This is a genomic window from Halomonas sp. LBP4, assembly GCF_003202205.1.
Lineage (GTDB): Bacteria > Pseudomonadota > Gammaproteobacteria > Pseudomonadales > Halomonadaceae > Halomonas > Halomonas flagellata.
In genome coordinates this window covers 21,321-42,269 of sequence record NZ_PDOG01000009.1, presented here as the reverse complement: position 1 = coordinate 42,269, position 20,949 = coordinate 21,321, and the positions used below count along the sequence as shown (strand labels likewise).

19 protein-coding genes and 1 tRNA gene are annotated in these 20,949 nt (G+C 69.6%); 13 read left to right on the top strand and 7 right to left on the bottom strand.

What is annotated here, in order from left to right; translation table 11 throughout:
* Nucleotides 1–14: 14 nt before the first annotated feature.
* Together CR157_RS20220 and CR157_RS20215 are read right to left on the bottom strand one after the other, a co-directional pair.
* Nucleotides 15–929 (bottom strand): MerR family transcriptional regulator, encoded by a 915-nt coding sequence (locus CR157_RS20220; RefSeq protein ID WP_110285343.1) that lies wholly within the window; start codon nt 927–929, stop codon nt 15–17.
* Between the two features lie 123 nt (nt 930–1,052).
* A complete protein-coding gene (locus CR157_RS20215) occupies nt 1,053–1,433 on the bottom strand; it encodes a sirohydrochlorin chelatase (RefSeq protein ID WP_110285342.1) in 381 nt (126 codons plus the stop codon).
* 191 nt (nt 1,434–1,624) lie between these two features.
* Here CR157_RS20215 and CR157_RS20210 point away from each other — a divergent pair, with 191 nt between their 5' ends.
* Complete coding sequence (locus CR157_RS20210) at nt 1,625–2,530, top strand: TIGR01777 family oxidoreductase (protein ID WP_110285341.1); 906 nt, start codon at nt 1,625–1,627, stop codon at nt 2,528–2,530.
* Between the two features lie 55 nt (nt 2,531–2,585).
* On the opposite strand, the gene rapA is transcribed toward CR157_RS20210, so the two are convergent.
* Both rapA and CR157_RS20200 read right to left on the bottom strand, forming a co-directional pair.
* The gene (gene rapA, locus CR157_RS20205) at nt 2,586–5,549 is read right to left on the bottom strand and encodes an RNA polymerase-associated protein RapA (protein ID WP_110285340.1); all 2,964 of its coding nucleotides are present in this window, start codon (nt 5,547–5,549) and stop codon (nt 2,586–2,588) included.
* 293 nt (nt 5,550–5,842) lie between these two features.
* Nucleotides 5,843–6,643, bottom strand: coding sequence for a TlpA disulfide reductase family protein (locus tag CR157_RS20200; RefSeq protein WP_110285339.1), 801 nt, complete (start codon nt 6,641–6,643; stop codon nt 5,843–5,845).
* Nucleotides 6,644–6,766: 123 nt separating this feature from the next.
* Here CR157_RS20200 and CR157_RS20195 point away from each other — a divergent pair, with 123 nt between their 5' ends.
* Nucleotides 6,767–7,009, top strand: a complete 243-nt coding sequence (locus tag CR157_RS20195; protein WP_110285338.1) for a hypothetical protein — start codon at nt 6,767–6,769, stop codon at nt 7,007–7,009.
* A gap of 66 nt (nt 7,010–7,075) precedes the next feature.
* Here the strand turns inward: CR157_RS20195 and CR157_RS20190 are convergent, their stop codons facing one another.
* The 3 genes from CR157_RS20190 to ispB form a co-directional block, all read right to left on the bottom strand.
* The gene (locus tag CR157_RS20190) at nt 7,076–7,498 is read right to left on the bottom strand and encodes a VOC family protein (RefSeq protein WP_110285337.1); all 423 of its coding nucleotides are present in this window, start codon (nt 7,496–7,498) and stop codon (nt 7,076–7,078) included.
* 229 nt (nt 7,499–7,727) lie between these two features.
* A tRNA-Pro gene (locus tag CR157_RS20185) sits at nt 7,728–7,804 on the bottom strand.
* Between the two features lie 98 nt (nt 7,805–7,902).
* Nucleotides 7,903–8,904 (bottom strand): octaprenyl diphosphate synthase, encoded by a 1,002-nt coding sequence (ispB, locus tag CR157_RS20180; protein ID WP_110285336.1) that lies wholly within the window; start codon nt 8,902–8,904, stop codon nt 7,903–7,905.
* A 245-nt stretch (nt 8,905–9,149) separates the two neighbouring features.
* Here ispB and rplU point away from each other — a divergent pair, with 245 nt between their 5' ends.
* From rplU to lspA, 11 genes are all read left to right on the top strand, one after another.
* Nucleotides 9,150–9,461 (top strand): 50S ribosomal protein L21, encoded by a 312-nt coding sequence (gene rplU / locus CR157_RS20175; protein ID WP_110285335.1) that lies wholly within the window; start codon nt 9,150–9,152, stop codon nt 9,459–9,461.
* Nucleotides 9,462–9,495: 34 nt separating this feature from the next.
* Complete coding sequence (gene rpmA / locus CR157_RS20170; RefSeq protein ID WP_110285334.1) at nt 9,496–9,753, top strand: 50S ribosomal protein L27; 258 nt, start codon at nt 9,496–9,498, stop codon at nt 9,751–9,753.
* Nucleotides 9,754–9,839: 86 nt separating this feature from the next.
* Complete coding sequence (cgtA, locus tag CR157_RS20165) at nt 9,840–11,030, top strand: Obg family GTPase CgtA (RefSeq protein ID WP_110285333.1); 1,191 nt, start codon at nt 9,840–9,842, stop codon at nt 11,028–11,030.
* A gap of 179 nt (nt 11,031–11,209) precedes the next feature.
* A complete protein-coding gene (gene proB / locus CR157_RS20160; protein ID WP_110285332.1) occupies nt 11,210–12,349 on the top strand; it encodes a glutamate 5-kinase in 1,140 nt (379 codons plus the stop codon).
* Nucleotides 12,350–12,598: 249 nt separating this feature from the next.
* The gene (rpsT, locus tag CR157_RS20155; RefSeq protein WP_110285331.1) at nt 12,599–12,865 is read left to right on the top strand and encodes a 30S ribosomal protein S20; all 267 of its coding nucleotides are present in this window, start codon (nt 12,599–12,601) and stop codon (nt 12,863–12,865) included.
* A 228-nt stretch (nt 12,866–13,093) separates the two neighbouring features.
* A complete protein-coding gene (murJ, locus tag CR157_RS20150) occupies nt 13,094–14,617 on the top strand; it encodes a murein biosynthesis integral membrane protein MurJ (protein WP_110285398.1) in 1,524 nt (507 codons plus the stop codon).
* A gap of 73 nt (nt 14,618–14,690) precedes the next feature.
* Complete coding sequence (locus CR157_RS20145; protein WP_110285330.1) at nt 14,691–15,302, top strand: LemA family protein; 612 nt, start codon at nt 14,691–14,693, stop codon at nt 15,300–15,302.
* Nucleotides 15,303–15,304: 2 nt separating this feature from the next.
* Nucleotides 15,305–16,372, top strand: a complete 1,068-nt coding sequence (locus CR157_RS20140; protein WP_110285329.1) for a TPM domain-containing protein — start codon at nt 15,305–15,307, stop codon at nt 16,370–16,372.
* A gap of 108 nt (nt 16,373–16,480) precedes the next feature.
* Nucleotides 16,481–17,530: a bifunctional riboflavin kinase/FAD synthetase gene (gene ribF, locus CR157_RS20135; protein ID WP_110285328.1), complete on the top strand. Its 1,050-nt coding sequence runs from the start codon at nt 16,481–16,483 to the stop codon at nt 17,528–17,530.
* Nucleotides 17,531–17,540: 10 nt separating this feature from the next.
* Complete coding sequence (gene ileS / locus CR157_RS20130) at nt 17,541–20,375, top strand: isoleucine--tRNA ligase (RefSeq protein WP_110285327.1); 2,835 nt, start codon at nt 17,541–17,543, stop codon at nt 20,373–20,375.
* A 78-nt stretch (nt 20,376–20,453) separates the two neighbouring features.
* Nucleotides 20,454–20,945: a signal peptidase II gene (gene lspA, locus CR157_RS20125; RefSeq protein WP_110285326.1), complete on the top strand. Its 492-nt coding sequence runs from the start codon at nt 20,454–20,456 to the stop codon at nt 20,943–20,945.
* Nucleotides 20,946–20,949: the final 4 nt, after the last annotated feature.

Sequence of the window (20,949 nt, the reverse complement as noted above, 5' to 3'; positions counted from 1 at the left end):
GCTCCAGCGGTCGTTCAGCTATCCCGGATCAGCGAACCCAGGCGGGTGATGGCCTCGGGCAGGTCGTCGCCGAGCACTTCGACCCGGCTCGGGTCCAGCTCGGCGGCCCGGATGCGAGCCACCGGGCCGCACAGGGCGAGGGGAGCATCGAGCTGCTCGGCCAGGCGCGGCAGCTGGCGGCGGATCAGGTCGGCGCGCTCGGCCTTGCCGCTGGCGAGCAGCAGGGCCGCGGCGTGGAAGCGCTCCATGGCCAGCGGCAGCTCGGTGAACGGCAGGGGGGCATCGAACAGCTGCACCCGATAGCCCTGGTCGCTGGCGGTCAGCGCCGCCAGCAGCATCCACAGCGGACCGGGGTCGTCCGGCAACTGGCCGATCAGCACCAGCGGGCCGGCGGCGCTCTGGTTGGCATGATAGAGCCGCGTGCCGATACGGGTGCGCAGGAAGGCCTCGAGGGTGCGGCGCTGGAGCAGGGCCCCGAGCTGGTCGTCCCAGCGCTCCTCCAGCTCGCGGACCACCGGCTGCCAGAATTCGGCGATGCAGGTCGTCACCGGGTAGAGCGCCAGGCTCTGGTTGAACAGGGTCTCCAGCCGGATCAGGTCGAAGGCTTCCAGGGCGGCGACCAGCTGGTGTCGCTGGCTCGGCCAGTCGCCGGCGGAGGGCGTCGGCGACTCGGCCGGCTCGGGTTGCTCGAGCAGCTCGCGGACCTGGCTGACCGGCACGCCGCGGCTCAGCCACTGGAGGATGCGTTCGATGCGCTCGATGTCGTCACGGGCGTAGAGGCGGTGGCCCTTGGGTGTGCGGCGGGGCCTGATCAGGCCGTAACGGCGCTCCCAGGCCCGCAGGGTGACCGAATTGACGCCGGTCAGCCGGGAGACCTCCCGGATCGGGTAGAGCGGTGTGTCGGCCGGGTGGGTCGCCTTGTCACTCATGGGCGGCTGTGCCTCTTGCTGATCCCTTGCCCCGCCGGTGTCGAGGCGGCCGGCGTTCAGGGGCTGATTTTGTACAAGTCACTGTCAATGTACAACATGGTGCCGGGTATCCGCCCCGACCTTTCAGCCGGAGGAGGCTTCCCCGGCCTGTTCGGCGATCACGGCGGCCAGGGCCTCGACGAAGGCCGGGTGCTCGCCCACCGGTGGCAGCAGGCGCAGGTCGATGCCGGGGTGGGCCTCGGCGAGGACCTCGACCTGCCCGGGGACGTCCTGGCGCAGGTGGCGCCCCGCGGCGAAGAACAGCGGCAGGATCTCGGCGCGCTCGACCCCCGCCGCGGCCAGCTCGGCCACGGTGGTTTCCAGGGAGGGCTCGCTGAGTTCCATGTAGGCGAGTTGCAAGGGGGTCTCCAGGCGGCGGGCGAGTGCCTCGGCCAAGTGCTCGAAGGGGGCCCGCCAGCGAGGGTCGCTGGAGCCGTGGGCGAGCAGGATCAGGGCGTAGCGCATGCCGGTGGATCTCCTCTGTCGTGGGTCGGGATTCGGTAGTGCCCGGGGGAGGAACCGGGCGTCCAGGCCCGCAGGGGCGAGGCGGGCAGTGCCGTGGACACCGCAGGCTCGCGCAGCTGAAGGCTTTTCAGCTAGACTAGCAGAAGTGTACAACGACTGTATAACTCATTGGCGCAGAGGAGGGATCCACGATGCGAGTGCTGATCACGGGGGGGAGCGGCTTCGTCGGGCAGCGGCTGTGTCGGCGGCTCAAGGAGGCCGGGCATCGCCTGCTGGTGGTCTCCCGGGAGCCGGACCGGGTGCGTGACCGCTTGCCGAGCGGCACCGACATCCGCCGTTCGGTGCTGGATTTCGTCGACACTCCGCCGGACGCCATCGTCAACCTGGCCGGCGAGTCCATCGCCGCCCGGCGCTGGAGCGACGACCAGAAGAAGCGGCTCATCGACTCGCGGGTCAATATCACCCGCGACCTGGTGATGCTCTGCGAACAGCTCACCGCGACCGGCGGGCGCGCGCCCGCCGTGATGGTGTCGGCCTCGGCCATGGGCTACTACGGCGACCAGGGCGACCGGGAGGTGACCGAGGAGACCCCGCCCCATGACGAGTTCGCCTATCGCCTGTGCAAGCGCTGGGAGGATGCCGCCAGGGAGGCGGCGGACTTCGGCACCCGCGTGGCGATCCTGCGCATCGGCCTGGTGCTCGACGCCGGCGGCGGCAGCCTGCAGAAGATGCTGCCGCCGTTCAAGCTGGGCCTGGGGGGGCGGTTCGGTGACGGCACCCAGTTCATGCCCTGGGTGCACCGGGAGGACCTGGTGCGGGCGATCCTCTTCCTGCTCGACGGCGAGGAGCTCGAGGGGCCCTTCAACGGCAGTGCGCCGCATCCGGTGACCAATGCGGAGTTCACCCGGGTGCTGGCGAAGCAGCTGGGCCGCCCGGCGATCTTCCCGGTGCCCGCCATCGTGCTCGAGACCGCCTTCGGCGAGATGTCGCGGCTGTTGCTGACCGGGGCCGACATGCGCCCGCAACGCCTGCTCGACGCCGGCTTCGAGTTCAAGTTCCCGACGCTGGAGCAGGCCCTGGCCGATATCCTGGGCTGATGTCCTGAGCCGTATCGCCGGATCAGCCCCGAGGCATTTTCCGGGCTAGATGGCCTCAGCGCGTCTCCTCGCCCACCGTGACGATGACCCGCACGGCGTCCAGGCGCAGGCGGGTGCCCTCGATGGCGGCGTCCAGGGCGCTGCGCTCCTCGCGCAGGGCCTGGAGCTCGTCGTCGCGGACCGCCGGGTTGTGGAGGGCCAGCGCCTCCAGGCGGTTGAGTTCACCGTCCAGTTCGGCACGCATGCGCCGCTGGGCCGCCTCGACGATGGAGGAGAGCTCCCGCTCGGCTTCCGTCTCGCCGCGGTCGATCAGCTCGCGCAGCTGGTCGTGGCGGCTGCGGATCAGGTCGCGGGCCATGGCCTTCTTGACCTTCTGCAGGTTCTTCGACAGCCCGGTGAAGGAGACCTTGTCGGTGAGGCTGGCGCCGGATTCGTCGAGCAGTATCCGCACTGCGGTAGGTGGCAGGAAGCGGTTGAGGTGCAATCGCTTGGGCGCCGGGCAGTGGGTGCGGAAGACCAGTTCGGCCATCAGCCGGCCGGCGGGAATCGACGGATGCTTGAGCAGCGCCAGGGCCGTATTGCCCATGGTGCCGTCGAGGATGCGCCCCATCATCTCGCGCAGCAGGGGGTGCTCCCAGGAAAGGCGCTGGACGTCGTCACGGGCCAGGGCGAGCCGCCGGGAGAAGGTGGCCGAGAAGCCCTCCTCGCCCTTCACCAGCCCCGGCAGGCCGTCGAGCATCTGCGGGCTCGGCCGCAGGTGGAGGATGCCGCCACCGAGCTCCTGGCTGTCGACGCCGAAGATGTCCAGCGCCTGGTCCAGGTAGCGCGGCAGGGCGCGATCCTCGTCGAGCTCGCGGATCGCCGCGGCGACCGTCTCGGCGCGATCGAAGCGACAGGCGTTGAGCTCCAGCAGGCGGTTACGGCCGGCGTCGCGCTCGGCCAGGCGGCTCTCGAACAGCGCCCGGGTCTCCTCGATCACCTCCGCGAGGCTCTCGTCGTCGAGCAGGGCGTCGGCCAGGGCGTCGCCGAAGGCGGCGAAGATCTCGCTGCCCACCCCATGGGGGCTGCTGAAGGCGTCCATGCCCTGATGGTACCAGCGCAGCAGCTTCTCGCCGGGGCTCTGCTCGAACACCGGCACGTGGAGTTCGATGGCATGGCGCTGGCCGATGCGGTCGAGCCGCCCGATGCGCTGCTCGAGCTGGTCCGGATGCAGCGGCAGGTCGAACATCACCAGGTGGCGGCAGAACTGGAAGTTGCGCCCCTCGGAGCCGATCTCCGAGCAGACCAGCACCTGGCAGCCCTCCTCCTCGTCGGCGAAGGCGGCGGCGGCGCGGTCGCGCTCCACCAGCGAGAGGCCCTCGTGGAACACCGGGGCATGGTAGCCGCCCAGCACGCGCAGACCCTCGGCCAGGCCCTGGGCGGTCTCGCGGTCATGGGCGATCACCAGCACCTTGTCGTCGGCGAAGCCGCCCTCAGCGGTGTCGGCGAGCCGCTCCAGCAGCCAGGTGACGCGGGGGTCGAACTGCCACCAGGGCTCGGTGTTGAGCGGGTCGTCAGCCAGCGCCCGGTACATGGTGTCCAGGTAGACCAGCACCTCCGGATGGTCGAGGCCGGTCTCGATCAGCAGCTCGTCCAGGTAGTCCTCGTCGCGCTCCAGGCGGCGCAGCACCCGGCGGTAGGACGACGGCAGCTCGAGGCGGGCGACATGCAGGCGGCGCTCGGGAAAGCCGCCTACGTGGCGACGGCTGTTGCGGAACATCACCCGGCCGGTGCCGTGGCGGTCGAGCAGCTGGTCGCGCAGCTGGTCGCGGGCGGCGGCCTGCCGGGCCGCGTCGCTCTCGTGATCGGCCAGGGCCTCGAGCAGCGCCAGGCTGTCCGGCTCGTCGATCACCGCGGTGATCCGCTGGCGATCGTCGTCCCCGCGGTCGGTCGTCCCGCCGGGCAGGCGGTCGAGGGCATCGATCGCCTCGGCCACCTCGACGTAGTGGGCCTCCTCCTCGCGGAAGCGCTCGAGGCTGTGGTAGCGGTCCGGGTCGAGTAGCCGCAGCCGGGCGAAGTGGCTTTCCAGTCCCATCTGCTCCGGGGTCGCGGTGAGCAGCAGCAGGCCCGGCACCGCCGTCGCCAGCCGCTCCACGCAGGCATAGCCCGGCCCCACCATCTCGGCGGACCACTCGAGGTGGTGGGCCTCGTCGACGATCAGCAGGTCCCAGTCGCAGGCCTCGGCCTGGGTCTGGCGGTGGGGGTTGGCGAACAACCAGTCCTGGCTGGCCAGCACCAGCTGGCCGGTCTCGAAGGGGTTGGCCTCGCCGTGGGCCTGGCTCTGCTGTTCGTCGAGCAGGGTCACCTCGAGGGCGAAGCGGCGCAGCAGCTCCACCAGCCACTGGTGGGTGAGGCTCGCCGGCACCAGGATCAGCGCCCGATCGGCGCGGCCGGTGAGCAGCAGCCGGTGCAGGATCAGGCCCGCCTCGATGGTCTTGCCCAGGCCCACCTCATCGGCGAGCAGCACCCGCGGGGCGTGACGACGGGCCACCTCGTCGGCGATGTAGAGCTGGTGGGGAATCAGGTCGATGCGCGGCCCCGCCAGGCCCAGCGCCGGGTTCTGCTCGATGCGGTGGAAGTGGTGCAGGGTGCGAAAGCGCAGGTCGAACCAGTCGTTGCGGTCGACCTGGCCGGTGAGCAGGCGATCGCGGGCCTGGTCGAACTGCATGGTGTCGGCGAGTTGGGCCTCGGGCAGTTCGCGCAGCTCGCCCTGGTCATCCTCGCCGATGTAGACGATCAGGCCGTCGACCTCCTTGCTGTCGTCGACGGTCAGGTTCCAGCCCTCGGCGGCCTGGATGCGGTCGCCGCTGCCGAACGCCACCCGGGTGAGCGGAGCCTGACGGCTGCTGTAGGTGCGGGTTTCCTGGCTGGCGCCGAAGAGCACGGTGACGCTGCGGAAGTCGCAGCCGAGAATGGTGCCCAGGCCGAGTTCGGCTTCGCCGTCGCTGATCCAGCGCTGGCCGGGTGAATAGTCGCTCATGATGCCTCGGAGGATGCTGAAACGGTGCGCTCGTTCGCCGCCAACGCCGGGATGGCGGCAGCAGGGCGCGGTATCTTACAGCAAAGGCCGGCGCGGCTTAAGTGGTGACGAGCGGCGTCCAGGGCTATCGCAGTTGACTGTAGCGAGGGGCGCCGGGGGCAGGCCGAAGAGGAGGTCCTTTTCCAGGGATGGAAAAGGTAGCGCCCAGGGAGGGGTTCACAGCGCCTCCGCGCAGGCCTGCCGACGGATCAGCCCCGAGCAATGCTGCTATCTGCGATAGCCCTGGAGCGGCGTCAGTGCTTCCGCAGCCAGCCGTCGAGCTGGGCGCGACTGAGCTCACCCACGTGGCGCTCCACGGCACGCCCCTCGGCGTCGAACAGCACCGTGGTGGGTAGCCCGGGAGACTCCGTCAACACCATCAGCTCCTGGCTCGGGTCGAGCAGCGGGTAGCGGAACGCCAGGTCCTGTTCGTCGAGATAGCGAACGACCTGCAGCAGGTCCTCGCCCTGGTTGGCCACCACGACCGTCACGCCGTCGCGGGTGTCGGCCTCGGCCAGCAGCGGCATCTCGCGCAGGCAGGGGGGGCACCAGGTGGCCCAGAGGTTGACCACCACCAGCTCGCCGCGCAGCGAGCGCAGCTCGACCGGGTTGCCGTCGAGGTCCTCGAGGGCCAGTTCGGGCAGCTCCCCGAGCGGCATGTCGTCGCCCAGCGGGGCCAGGGTCACCAGCACCAGCCACAGGCTCGAGCTGCCCACCACCAGGGCCATGGCACCGATCAGGCGCAGCAGGTGGGCGCGCAGGGCCCAGCCGGTCCAGATCAGTGCCGCCACCATGCCCCACAGGCCATGAAAGCCCGGCTGCCAGAGCTTGACGATATCCAGCGGCGCGGCGACGTAGGCGTCCAGGTTCAGGGCCACATGGCCGAGGCGGGCGCCAACCAGCCAGGCCAGCACCAGGCCATTGAACCAGCGGATGTGTTCGCGCCGTGGCAGGCCGAGCAGACAGGCGCTGGCCAGCAGCAGGAGCAGGGCAGCGGCGAAGGCATAGAGACGGGGCACGGAGATCAGCACGGGGCCCAGGGCGATGGCATCCATGGCGGGGCGAAGCTCCAGGAGAGAGGGTCGGCGTCCGCGAGCAGGCGCGTTACAATGACGAGTTCGACGGCTAGCCTACTGCCAGCGTGCGAGGCTGTCACTCATACTCGTGCGGGAGCATCCATGGCCAAGCCTGCCTTCGACACCCTGCGCGCCCTGGCCATTGCCAGCCAGGCGCTGGGGTTCATCCTCATCATCACCCTCGAGACCGTAATGGGCGATGCCGCCCGGCCCTGGCAGGGACTGACCCTGGCGGCAATGGTCACGGCCGCGCTGTGGATCGCCCTGGTGCGCCTGTATCGGCGCAACCGGTCGCGCAAGGCCCTGGCGCGACGACTCGCCGACGACGACGACGATACCGCCTGAGCGCCGCCGGCGACCTGGCTGGCTGTAAGGCAGGGCGGTCCGACCGACAGGATTCGGCGAGGGCTGTCAGGTACCCTCGTGCTCGGCATACTGCGGGCTGTCCGGGGCGCAGCGGCTGGGGTCGATGGCCACGACCTGCAGGTGATGGCCCTCCGGCATCCGGCAGTGCAGGACCCGCCAGGCACAGCCCCGGGCGGCGCTGCCCTCGCTCTCGAAGAGCCGGGCGCCGTGGGCCAGCAGTTGCGCGCAGGTGGCGGGAAACTCCTCGCCGCTGACCTCCAGGGTCAGCCGGCGCGGCGGGCTGGGCGTCTCGGCGGCGATCAGCATCATCACCTGGACATTGCCGCCGGCGTCCCTGCCCAGTTCGAAGGTGGCGCCGGTGGCTGAGCGTACCAGGCGTGGCAGGCGCAGGACCTCCTCGCAGAAGCGCTGCATGGCATCGAGGTCGCGCACCTCCAGGACCGCGCGGTCCAGCGAGAGTCGTTGCATGGCGTACTCCCGGCATGAAGCCTTCCGAAGGTCGAGTGGGCCGCCTCCCTGGGCGTCTGCCTACAGTCTGGCGCAGCTTCGCCGGCCCTGCCCCCTTGACCCTCCCGATGGCGACCATCGGTGCAGGCTATCGACGCATCGGCCGGCTCGTCGTTCTCGCCGGAATGGCCCGGCAGGCTGTGGCGCACAAGAAAAAGGCCTCGCGATTTCTCGCAAGGCCTTGAAATTCTGGTCGGAGTAGCAGGATTCGAACCTACGACCTCTGCCTCCCGAAGGCAGCGCTCTACCAAGCTGAGCTATACTCCGATCTTTCATCGCGGGGCTCGTCGCCCTCTGACGGAAGCGCATTATACGCAAACGAGGTGGGGGTGCAAGCCCCCGGTGGGTAGCCGGGTAGCCCCTTGTCAGGCCTGGCGATCCACCGCCATGCGGGCCAGGTCGGCCATGCTGTCGCGGTAGGTGCTGGCCGGCAGCCGCTCGAGCTGTTCCAGGGCCTTGGCGGCCATCTCCTCGGCCCGGGCGCGGGTGTAGTCCAGGGCGCCGGTCTCGCGGACGATGGCCAGCACCTCGTCGAGCCGGCTGAGACCGCCCTCGCGGATCGCCTGGCGAACCAGGCGGGTCTGGTCGGGGGTGCCGGCGGCCATGGCCTGGATCAGCGGCAGGGTCGGCTTGCCCTCGGCCAGGTCGTCGCCGACGTTCTTGCCCATGGCCTCGGCATCGCCCTGGTAGTCGAGCAGGTCGTCGATCAACTGGAAGGCCAGCCCCAGGTAACGGCCGTAGTACTGCAGCGCGGTTTCCTGCTCGGGAGTGGCGTCGGCGAGGATGGCGCCGCTGTGCGAGGCCGCCTCGAACAGCATGGCCGTCTTGCCCTGGATGGTCTCGAAGTAGGCGGTCTCGTCGGTGTCCGGGTTGCCCACGTTGGTGAGCTGCTGCACCTCGCCCTCGGCGATGGTGCAGGTGGCCGCCGACAGCACACCCATGATCCGCATGGAGCCCACCCCGATCATCATCTGGAAGGAGCGGGAGTAGAGGAAATCGCCCACCAGCACCGACGGTGCGTTGCCCCAGGCGTCGTTGGCGGTGGCCTTGCCGCGGCGCAGGTGCGACTCGTCGACCACGTCGTCGTGCAGCAGGGTCGAGGTGTGCATGAACTCGATCAGGGTGGCGAGCGTCACGTGCTTGTCGCCCTGGTAGCCCAGCGAGCGGGCGGCCAGCAGCACCAGCAGCGGGCGCAACCGCTTGCCGCCGCTCTGGATGATGTACTGGCCGATGGTCTCGACCAGCGGGATCCGCGAGGCGAGCTGGGCGACGATGGTGCGGTCGACGGCGGCGAAATCCTCGGCGACCACGGTATGGATGGACGAGGGGGCGGAGGCGACGGTGGGCGGCGAGGCGTTGGCAGGCATGTGGGCGTAATCGACAGTAAAGGAGGGGCCTTGGGTTGTCGGCCATGCTATGGGCCCCCCATGGGGGCGTCAAGGCGAAGCGGTCGGGGGGGGGGCGAGGCGGCCGGCGGGTTGTATGGCGTCACGGGCATGGTTATAATGCGCGGCCCACTCATCACGCTCCCTGTCAGATGGCTGCCGGAAGGGGCGCCACTCGAAGCAGGTCGATGAAGAGCCAACCCAGGATGAGTTCCGGAGAGAGAAGCATGTACGCAGTTATCAAGAGCGGTGGCAAGCAGTACCGCGTTCAGGAAGGCCAGACCCTCAAGCTCGAGAAGCTGGAAGTGCCGACCGGCGAAGCCGTCGAGTTCGACGAAGTGCTGCTGGTGGCCGATGGCGACGACGTCAAGGTCGGCGCGCCGCTGGTCGAGGGTGCCAAGGTGGCCGCCGAGGTCGTCTCCCACGGCCGTGGCGACAAGGTGACCATCATCAAGTTCCGCCGCCGCAAGCATCACATGAAGCGTCAGGGCCACCGTCAGTGGTTCACTGAAGTCAAGATCACCGGGATCTCCGCGTAAGCGGCAACTCCCCTGAACGAGCGAGGTATTTGCAATGGCTCACAAGAAGGCAGCGGGCTCCACACGTAACGGCCGCGATTCCGAATCCAAACGCCTTGGCGTCAAGCTCTATGGTGGCCAGGCGGTAACCGCCGGCAACATCATCGTGCGTCAGCGCGGCACCAAGTTCCACGCCGGCACCGGCGTCGGCCTCGGCCGCGATCACACCCTGTTCGCCCTGAGCGACGGCGTGATCAAGTTCGAGACCAAGGGTCCGAAGAACCGCAAGTTCGTCAGCGTCGTCTCTGCCTGAGAGCGCGCGGATTTGCAGCAGGAAGGCCCCGCTCAGGCGGGGCCTTCTTGTATCATGGTGGCAGGTTGCCGCCTGGAGAGTGACAGATGCAGTTCGTCGACGAAGCCTCGATCATCGTGGAAGCCGGCAATGGCGGTAACGGCTGCCTGAGCTTCCGCCGCGAGAAGTACGTGCCCAAGGGGGGGCCCGACGGGGGCGACGGGGGGCATGGCGGCAGCGTCTACCTGATCGGTGACGATGCGCTCAACACCCTGATCGACTTCAAGTACCAGCGCTTCTACAAGGCCCAGAACGGCCAGCCCGGCATGGGGCGGCAGATGAGCGGCAAGGCCGGCGAGGACCTGCACGTCAAGGTGCCGGTGGGCACCACGGTGATCGACGAGGATACCCTCGAGGTGATCGCCGACGTCACCGAGATCGGCCAGGTGGTGCTGGTGGCCCAGGGCGGTCGTCGCGGGCTCGGCAACATCCACTTCAAGTCGTCGACCAATCGCGCGCCGCGGCGCACCACGCCGGGCACCGAGGGCGAGCGTCGCAACCTGCGCTTCGAGATGAAGGTGATGGCCGACGTGGGCCTGCTGGGCATGCCCAACGCCGGCAAGTCGACGCTGATCCGAGCCGTCTCCGCGGCCAAGCCCAAGGTCGCCAACTACCCCTTCACCACCCTGGTGCCGAACCTCGGCGTGGTGAAGCTCGGGACCCACGAGCACTTCGTGATGGCCGATGTGCCGGGGCTGATCGAGGGCGCCTCCGACGGCGCCGGCCTGGGGCTGCGCTTCCTCAAGCACCTGACCCGCACCCGGCTGCTGTTCCATGTGGTCGACGTGGCGCCCTTCGACGAGTCCGACCCGGTGGAGGCCGCCGAGGCGATCACCCACGAACTGGGTCAGTTCTCGCCGGCGCTCGCCGAATTGCCTCGCTGGCTGGTGATCAACAAGCTCGACCTGCTCCCTCCGGAGGCGCGCGAGGCGCGGGTCGACGAGATCGTCCGTCGCCTCGGTTGGGAGGGGCCGGTGTTCCGTATCTCCGCCATCTCCAGTGACGGCACCGACGCCCTGGTCCAGGCCGCCCATCGCTGGCTCACCGAGCAGCGTCGGCTGGAGAACGAGGACGAGGAAGCCGCCGAGCGAGCCCGCGAGATGCGCACCCGCATGGAAGAGGAGACGGTGGCCCGCACCGAGGCGCGCCTGGGCCGCCGGCGCAAGCGGGACGACGAGGATGACGACGACGACTTCGATGATGATGACTACGACGTCGAGGTCGAATACGCGCCGTGAGGAGTCGGTGGCCGGTCGCCTGCGCTGGTGCATCCTATGGGTCAGACCCCGGCGGTGGCGCCATTCGCTGGCGAAGTGCACGATGACGGTCCGGGCAGTTTGGCTGGGGTCTGACCCCATGGGGGCGACCTCGCTTCCTGCTCCGGACGAGCGGATATCACGTCTGGGTTGAGGAGCGAATGGAAAGCATCGAGCAGGTGGCGGGTCGCGAGGCGCTGAGCGGCGCCCGCCGGGTGGTGGTGAAGATCGGCAGTGCGCTGCTGACCAACGACGGCCGCGGCCTCGACGAGGCGGCCATCGGTGGCTGGGTCGACCAGATCGCCGAGCTGCACCGTCGCGGCGTCGAGGTGGTGCTGGTCTCCTCCGGCGCCGTGGCCGCCGGCATGGTGCGTCTCGGCTGGCAGGCCCGGCCCTCGGCGGTCCACGAGCTCCAGGCCGCCGCGGCGGTGGGCCAGAACGGCCTGACCCAGTGCTACGAGCACCACTTCGCCCGCCACGGCCTGCTCACCGCCCAGGTGCTGCTGACCCACGACGACCTCTCCAATCGCAAGCGTTACCTCAATGCCCGCTCGGCGCTGCGCACCCTGGTCGGCCTGCGCGTGGTGCCGGTGGTCAACGAGAACGATACCGTGGTCACCGACGAGATCCGCTTCGGCGACAACGACACCCTGGGCGCCCTGGTGGCCAACCTGCTGGAGGCCGACGCCCTGGTCATCCTCACCGACCAGGAGGGGCTGTTCGATGCCGACCCGCGCCACGACCCCGTGGCCCGGCTGATCCGCGAGGGGCGCGCCGACGACCCGAGCCTGGCCGCGGTGGCCGGGGGCGGCGGCGCCCTGGGGCGCGGTGGCATGACCACCAAGGTCCAGGCGGCGCGGCTCGCGGCGCGCTCCGGGGCCTATACCGCCATCGCCAGCGGCCGTCAGCCTGAGGTGCTCACTCGGCTGGCCGCGGGTGAGCGGCTGGGCACCCTGCTCAGCCCGGAGCAGGCCCCGATGGCGGCGCGCAAGCGCTGGCTGGCCGGCCAGCTGCAGGTGCGCGGCACCCTGACCCTGGACGCCGGCGCGGTGAAGGTGTTGCGTGGCCGCGGCTCCAGCCTGCTGGCGGTCGGCGTCAAGGCGGTGTCGGGCAGCTTCGTCCGCGGCGACATGGTGCTCTGTGTCGACGAGCAGGGGCACCGGGTCGCCAAGGGGCTGGTCAACTATGGCGCCGAGGACGCCGGCCGGATCCTCGGCAAGCCGAGCCACCAGATCGCGGAGATCCTCGGCTTCATGGAAGCGCCGGAGCTGATCCATCGCGACAACCTGGTGGTGCTTTAGCAGATGGCCCTACCAGCTCGGGGCTGATCCGCCGGCAGGCCTGTGAGGAGGCAGCAACTATAGCAAGCGCATCACGGGCTGTGGTAGGATGCGCCATCCTCTCAGACACGGCCCGTGAGCGATCGCTGATGTCAAGCGGTCGGCCAGATGGCCAAGCCGGCGGAAAGGCTCAACCCTTCCTGCCGGATCAATACGTTATCGAAGCCGTCAAGAATCCGGCGGCGACAGAATCTCCAAGGAGACAGTTCAGTGGCAAACAGCAAGCAAGCCCGCAAGCGCGCCCGTCAGGCGGAAGATCGTCGTGTCCTGAAGGCGAGCCAGCGCTCCATGGTGCGCACCTACATCAAGCGCGTCATCAAGGCCATCAACGGTGGTGACCATGCCGAGGCCATGACCGCCTTCCAGAAGGCGCAGCCGGTCATCGATCGCATCGCCGACAAGGACGTGCTCTCCAAGAAGAAGGCCGCGCGCCTGAAGAGCCGCCTGAACAAGCGTATCAAGGCCCTGGCTGCCTGAGACTCGTCTGCTCCCTCCGGATGCAGGATGATTCTTTCGGCCGGATAGGCACTTGAACAGAAAAACCGGCTGTGGCCGGTTTTTTTGTGCCCGTTACCCCGAGGTCTCCCAAGGAAGAGAGCCGTGAGCGACCGCGAACAGGATCGACAGCCCCCCGCCCCGGCCCGCGACACGCCCGTCGTGCCGGCCGACGACGACCGCGTGGTGGCGCCCAAGGGCGGTGGCCTGATGCGCTCGGGGCTGGTGGTCAGCGTCATGACCCTGCTCTCGCGGGTCATGGGGCTGATGCGCGACGTGGTGGTGGCGACCCTGTTCGGTGCCGGCAGCGGCGCCGACGCCTTCTTCGTCGCCTTCAAGATCCCCAACTTCATGCGTCGCCTGTTCGCCGAGGGGGCCTTCAACCAGGCCTTCGTGCCGGTGCTCTCGGAGTACGCCACCCGCGGCAGCAAGCGCGAGGTGCGCGAACTGCTCGATGCGGTGGCCGGCAGTCTCGCCGCGGTGCTGGTGCTGATCACCGCCGTCTTCATGCTGGCGGCGCCCTGGCTGGTATGGGTCTTCGCCCCCGGCTTCGGCCGCGACCCGGCCAAGCTGGCGCTCACCGCCGACATGCTGCAGCTGACCTTCCCCTACCTGCTGCTGGTCTCGCTGACCGCCTTCGCCGGCAGCGTGCTCAACACCTGGAACCGCTTCGCGGTGCCGGCCTTCACCCCGGTGCTGCTCAACCTCTCGCTGATCGGGGCGGCGCTGCTGCTCACGCCCTTGATGGACGAGCCGGCCATGGCGCTGGCCTGGGGGGTGCTGATCGCGGGGGGCGCCCAGCTCGCCTTCCAGGTGCCCTTCCTGGTGCGGCTGGGGCTGATGCCGAGGCCCTGGCCCGATTTCGCCCACAGCGGGGTGAGGCGCATCCTGGTGTTGATGGCACCGGCGCTGTTCGGCGTCTCGGTCTCCCAGATCAACCTGCTGCTGGACACCGTGCTGGCCTCGCTGCTGGCGCCGGGCAGCGTCTCCTGGCTCTACTACTCCGACCGCCTGGTGGAGCTGCCGCTGGGGGTGTTCGGCATCGCCATCGGTACCGTGATCCTGCCGGCGCTCTCCAAGCGCCATGCCGAGCAGTCCGGTGAGCACTTCGCCGCCATGCTCGACTGGGCGATCCGTGCCGTGCTGCTGCTGGGGCTCCCCGCGGCGCTGGCCCTGGCGGTGCTCGCCGAGCCGCTACTGATCTCGCTGTTCCACTATGGCGCCATGACCGAGCGCGACATCGCCATGGCGGCCATGAGCCTGCGTGCCTATTCGCTGGGCCTGGTCGCCTTCATGCTGATCAAGGTGCTGGCGCCGGGCTTCTTCGCCCGCCAGAACACCAGGACCCCGGTGAAGATCGGCATCATCGCCATGGTCGCCAACATGGTGCTCAACCTGATCCTGATCTGGCCGCTGGCCCACGCCGGCCTGGCCCTGGCCACGGCGCTCTCGGCCTTCCTCAACGCCGGCCTGCTGGGCTGGTTGCTGAAGAAGGAGGGCGTGCTGGTGTTCCAGCCCGGCTGGGGGCGCTACGCCGTGCAACTGCTGGGTGGCTGTACGGTGATGGGGGTGGGCCTCGCGTGGCTCGCACCCGACTGGCAGCAGTGGCTGGGCTGGGGCGTCTGGGCCCGGGTGCAGTGGCTGGCGGCGCTGGTGGTGGCCGGCGCGGCGGTCTATTTTGCCTGGCTGGCGGCGTTCGGCGTGCGGGTCCGGCATTTCCGGATGAAGGGCTAGGAGCTCCTGCAGGCGGCGTCGGCCGACGCTACTATCATGGGATGGTACATCGCAAAGATCGGGAGAGGCCGGCATGGACGCAGGGAACGGGAAGCGCAGGGTCGATGGTGGGGTCGTGCGGCTGCTGATCATCGTGCTGCTGGGGGTGGGGCTGATCAGCGTGCCCTGGCTGACCCATAATCGCCTGGTTGCCAGCGAGGAGCGTGTGGCAGCGGCCTGGGCCGATGTCGAGAGCAACCTGCAGCGGCGCGCCGACCTGGTGCCCAACCTGGTGCGCAGCCTGCAGGAATACATGACGCACGAGAGCGAGACCCTGGTGCGCCTGGTCCGGGAGCGTGCCGAGGCGTTGAGCGAGGCGCTGGGGGAGACCCGCGAGATCGAGACCTCCCGGATCGCCGGGCTGGATGCGGCCCTGTCGCAGGATCTCGGCCGGCTGATGCGGCATGCCGGCGAGCACCCCGAACTGCGCTCCGGCGACCAGTTCCTGCGTTTCCAGGCGCAGCTCGAAGGCAGCGAGAATCGCCTCAATGTGGCGCGCATGCGCTACAACGAGGCGGTGCGGGAGTACAACGCCGGCCTGCGCGGTTTCGTGGGCCGCTGGGTCGCCGAGCCGATGGGGCTGCGGTCGCGAGACTACTTCGAGGCGAGCCCTGCCGCCACCGAGCCCTTCGCGGTGGAGTTCTAGCCGTGGCCGTCGAGCCGGTGGTCGGGGCCGGGCTGTTGATCCTGGCGCTGCTGCTGGCCGGGCGTGGGTGGCGCTTCCCCTGGTGGGGGAGCCTGGGGCTGGCGGCGCTGGTGCTGCTCGGCTCGCCCTGGTGGCCGCGGACGCCCGAACTGGTGGAGGATCGGGTCGGGCTGCTGGCGGATGCCGAGCGAGCGCGCCTGGGTGACCACCATGCGCTGCTGCGGGCCGATCACGGCATCGACTACCGGGTGGTGATCGGGCGCGAGCTCGGCGACCTGGACCGCTTCGCCGTCGACTATTTCCGCCGCCACGACCTGGGCGCGAACGGGGGCGCCGGCCGGGGCCTGCTGCTGGTGCTGGACGTGGCGGCCAACGAGGTGCGCCTCGAGGTGGGGCACGGGCTGGAGGCGGTCTTCGTCGATGCCTTCGTCGCCTACCTCGAGGCGCGCCAGATGACCGAGTTCTTCGCCGTGGGCCGGGTGGCCGACGGCATCCTGGCCAGTACGGAGCTGATCGTGACGCAGGCCGAGGCGGCCGAGGGCGAGGTGCTGCCGGCCCTCGCGGGCAGTGGGGGGGCCGGGGCGCGGATGCCGGCGCGCCTGGGGGAGGGGGCCGCGGCTCCCGGCGAGGCACAGGTGGCGGTCGGCGAGGGTGCCGCGCCGCGCGATGTGCTGGCGGCCTATCGCCGTGCCATGCAGCAGCGCAACGACAACCCCGAGCTGGCGATCTACGGCCGCGAGACGCGACGCATGCTGGCCGACTGGGTGATGACCCCGGCGCAGATGGACAACATGGCACGTAGCCTGGCGACCTGCCCGGTCGCCCGTGAGCTGACCGCCGCCGACGGCCGGCGCGTCGTGCTGCTCGCCCCCCTGGCCGAGCGCCGCTGCCCGCCGTACTTCTTCATTCGCGAGGAGGGCGTCTGGCGCCTGGACCTGGCCGGCATGATGCAGGCCGTGCGTTTCGGCCGCGACAATCGCTGGCGCCTGGAGGTCGAGGCCCTCGGCCCCTATGGCTTCGGCTTCGAGGCCCTGGCGCTCGATGCCAACGGCTATCCGCGCGCTCCCTGAGCCCTTGCGCGCCAAGGACCAAGCCGGGCCGGCTGTCAAGGGGGCGGCTGTCCGGTATAATCCAGCACTTTACATGTTCAAACCTCTACGGGGCCCGTGGCGATTCCCATGCGAGTGATTCGAGGACTGCACAATCTGCGCGAGGAGCACCGCGGCTGCGTGGCCACCATCGGCAATTTCGATGGGGTGCACCGCGGCCACCAGGCGATCCTCGACCAGTGTCGCGAACAGGCCGCCGCGCTCGGCCTGCCGGTCGCCGTGGTGGTCTTCGAACCCCAGCCCCGCGAGTTCTTCGCCGGCGACCAGGCCCCGCCACGGTTGACCCGGCTGCGCGAGAAGGTGCGCCTGCTGGTCGAGGCCGGCGTCGAGCGCATCCTCTGCCTGCCGTTCAACGACGCCCTGCGCAGCCTGACCGCCGAGGAGTTCATCGACCGGGTGCTGGTCGATGGCCTGGGCGTGCGCCATCTGGTGGTGGGCGACGACTTCCGCTTCGGCTGCGACCGCCGCGGCGACTTCCACCTGCTCACCGAGGTGGGCGAGCGGCGGGGCTTCAGCGTCGAGCACACCCGCACCTTCACCCTCGACGACGAGCGCGTCTCCAGCACCCGGGTGCGCACCCTGCTGGCCAGCGGCAACTTCTCCGGCGCGGCGCGCATGCTGGGGCGCCCCTACCGACTGGGCGGCCGGGTAGTGCCCGACCAGCAGCTCGGCCGCACCATCGGCGTGCCCACCGCCAACCTGCCCCAGCCGCCCAGGCCACTGGCGCTGCAGGGCGTCTACGCGGTGATCTGCGAGCTGCCCGACGGCCGCCGCCTGCCCGGCGTGGGCAACATCGGCTGGCGCCCCACCCTGGGCAGTCGGCGCCCCGTGCTGGAGGTGCACCTGTTCGATTTCGATGGCGACCTCTACGGCCAGCGGCTGACGGTCTTCCCCTGCGCCAAGCTGCGCGGCGAGGTGAAGTTCGACGATTTCGACGCCCTCAAGCGCCAGATCGGCGCCGACCAGCGGCGCGCGCGGGGGTACTTTCTCGAACGCGCCGCCGGTACCGGCGGGTACACGGCGGACGACACCCTTCCTCTGGCATCGGCGCCGCTGGCGCGCGAGGCCGTGACTTCCGATTCCTCGGCGGGCCTGCCCGCCGACCACGACGACGGCTGATCCCCAGGATATGAGCGACTACAAGCACACACTGAACCTGCCAGAAACCGACTTTCCCATGCGCGGCATGCTGCCCAAGCGTGAGCCCGAGCGGCTGGCCCAGTGGGACAGGCTGGATCTCTACCATCGCCTGCGCGAGGAGCGCCGGGGGCGGGAGTTGTTCGTGCTGCACGACGGCCCTCCCTATGCCAACGGCAGCATCCATATCGGTCACGCCGTCAACAAGATCCTCAAGGACATCATCGTCAAGTCGAAGAACCTGGCCGGCTTCGATGCCCCCTACGTGCCGGGCTGGGACTGCCACGGCCTGCCCATCGAGCACAAGGTCGAGACCACCCACGGCAAGCACCTGCCCGCCGAGCAGGCCCGCGCGCTGTGTCGCGAGTACGCCGGCGCGCAGATCCAGGAACAGCTGAGTGACTTCGTGCGCCTGGGGGTGATCGGCGACTGGGGCAACCCCTACCGCTCCATGGATTTCGCCAACGAGGCCGGCGAGATCCGCGCCCTGGCCGACATGGTCGAGGGCGGCTATGTATTCAAGGGGCTCAAGCCGGTGAACTGGTGCTTCGACTGTGGTTCGGCCCTGGCCGAGGCGGAGGTCGAGTATGCCGACAAGCAGTCCGATGCCATCGACGTGGCCTTCCCGGCCGCCGACGAGGCCGGGCTGGCCGCCACCTTCGGCCTGGAGGCGCTGCCCAAGCCGGCCGCCATCGTCATCTGGACCACCACCCCCTGGACCGTGCCCGCCAACCAGGCGCTGAACGTCCACCCCGAGTTCACCTACGCCCTGGTCGATGCCGGCGAACGCCTGCTGGTGCTGGCCGAGGAACTGGTGGAGTCGTGCCTCGAGCGCTTCGGGCTGGAGGGCGAGATCATCGCCACCGCCACCGGCGAGCGGCTCGACGGCGTCACCTTTCGCCACCCCCTCTATGACCGCCTGTCGCCGGTCTACCTGGCCGACTACGTCGAGTCCGAGGTCGGCAGCACCGGCATCGTCCACTCGGCCCCGGCCTACGGCGTCGACGACTTCGTCACCTGCCGCGCCCACGGCATGGACTTCAGCGAGATCCTGAGTCCGGTGCAGGGCGATGGCATCTACGCCGACGATCTCCCGTACTTCGGCGGCCAGCTGATCTGGAAGGCCAATCCGCAGATCGTCGACAAGCTGCGTGAGGTCGGTGCGCTGCTGGCCCACAAGACCATCACCCACAGCTACATGCACTGCTGGCGCCACAAGACCCCGGTGATCTACCGGGCCACCGCCCAGTGGTTCGTGGGCATGGACATCGAGGGCAAGGACGGCAAGACCCTGCGGGAGAAGGCGCTGGAGGGCATCGAGGCGACCCGCTTCACCCCGGCCTGGGGCCAGGCGCGCCTGCACGCCATGATCGCCAACCGCCCCGACTGGTGCATCTCGCGCCAGCGCAACTGGGGCGTGCCGATCCCCTTCTTCCTGCACAAGGCGACCGGCGAGCTGCATCCGCGCACCGTCGAGCTGATGGAGCAGGCCGCCCAGCGCGTCGAGGCCGAGGGCATCGACGCCTGGTTCCGTCTCGACCCGGCCGAGCTGCTGGGCGACGAGGCCGCCGACTTTGAGAAGGTCACCGACACCCTGGACGTCTGGTTCGACTCCGGCACCACCCATCGCCACGTGCTGCGCGGCTCCCACCCCCATGGCCATGACCAGGGGCCGCGGGCCGACCTCTACCTGGAAGGCTCCGACCAGCACCGCGGCTGGTTCCACTCCTCGCTGCTGACCGGCTGCGCCATCGACGGCCACCCGCCGTATCGCGGCCTGCTGACCCACGGCTTCACCGTGGACGCCCATGGCCGCAAGATGTCCAAGTCGGTGGGCAACGTGGTGGCCCCCCAGGAGGTGATGGACAAGCTCGGCGCCGATATCCTGCGCCTGTGGGTCGCCTCCACCGACTACGCCGGCGAGATGGCGGTCTCCGACGAGATCCTCAAGCGCACCGCCGACGTCTACCGCCGCATCCGCAACACCTCACGCTTCCTGCTCGCCAACCTCCACGGTTTCGAGCCCGAGCGCGACGCCCTGGCCTTCGACGAGATGCTGGCGCTGGACCAGTGGGTGGTCGACCGCGCCGCCCAGCTTCAGGCGCGCATCGAGAAGGCCTATGACGACTATCGCTTCCTCGACGTCTACCAGCAGGTGCACGGCTTCTGTGCCCGCGAGCTGGGCGGCTTCTACCTGGACGTGATCAAGGACCGCCAGTACACCACCCAGGCCGACTCGGTGGCGCGCCGCAGCGCCCAGACCGCGCTCTATCACGTGGTGGAGGCGCTGTCGCGCTGGGTGGCGCCGATCCTCTCGTTCACCGCCGAGGAGATCTTCGAGAACATCCCCGGCAAGCGCGGCGACAGCGTGCTGCTCGAGACCTACTATGGGGGGCTCTCGACCCTGGCGGACGGTGCCGAACTGGGCCGCGACTTCTGGGAGCAGGTGCTCGAGGTCAAGCAGGCGGTGAACAAGTGCCTGGAGGACGCCCGCAACGCCAAGACCATCAAGGGCAGCCTGGCCGCCGAGGTGACGCTGTTCGTCGACGACGGGCTGCGCGCGACCCTGGCCAAGCTGGGCGACGAGCTGCGCTTCGTGATGCTGACCAGCGAGGTGCGCCTGGCACCGCTCGCCGACGGCGGCGAGGCCGAGGCCACCGAGCTCGACGGCCTGCGGGTGGCGGTGGCGGCGAGCGGCCACACCAAGTGCGAGCGCTGCTGGCACCATCGCGAGGAGGTGGGGTCGTACAGCGAGCATCCCGACCTGTGCGGCCGCTGCATCAGCAACCTGCCGGACGGCCCCGGCGAAACCCGCCGTTTTGCATGAGTCGATGAGATGGCCGAGAGAGGCGAGGTGCGCGTGAGCGGTAAGCGAGAGCCCCGGAGGGCTACCCAGGTGGAACCCATGCGCCGCCCGCTGCGCTGGCTGTGGCTGGCCGCGGCGGTGATCGTGCTCGACCTGGGCACCAAGGCGCTGGCCTCGGGCCTGCTGGGCTATGCCCAGCCGGTGGAGGTGCTGCCGTTCTTCAACCTGACGCTGCTGCACAACACCGGCGCGGCCTTCAGCTTCCTGGCCGGCCACCCCGGCTGGCAGCGCTGGTTCTTCGCCGTGATCGCGGTGGGTGCCAGCATCGGCCTGACGATCTGGTTGACGCGCCTCAAGGCCGACGAGACGCTGCTCGCCGGGTCGCTGGCGCTGATCATCGGCGGGGCCCTGGGCAATCTCTACGATCGCCTGGTACACGGCTATGTGGTCGACTTCCTCTCCTTCCACGTCGCCGGCTGGTACTACCCGGCCTTCAACGTGGCGGACATCGGCATCACCCTGGGCGCCATCGGGCTGATCTGGGAATCGACCATCGGCGAGCGGCGCCGGGCACGGCGGCGCCAGGGGTAGTCGG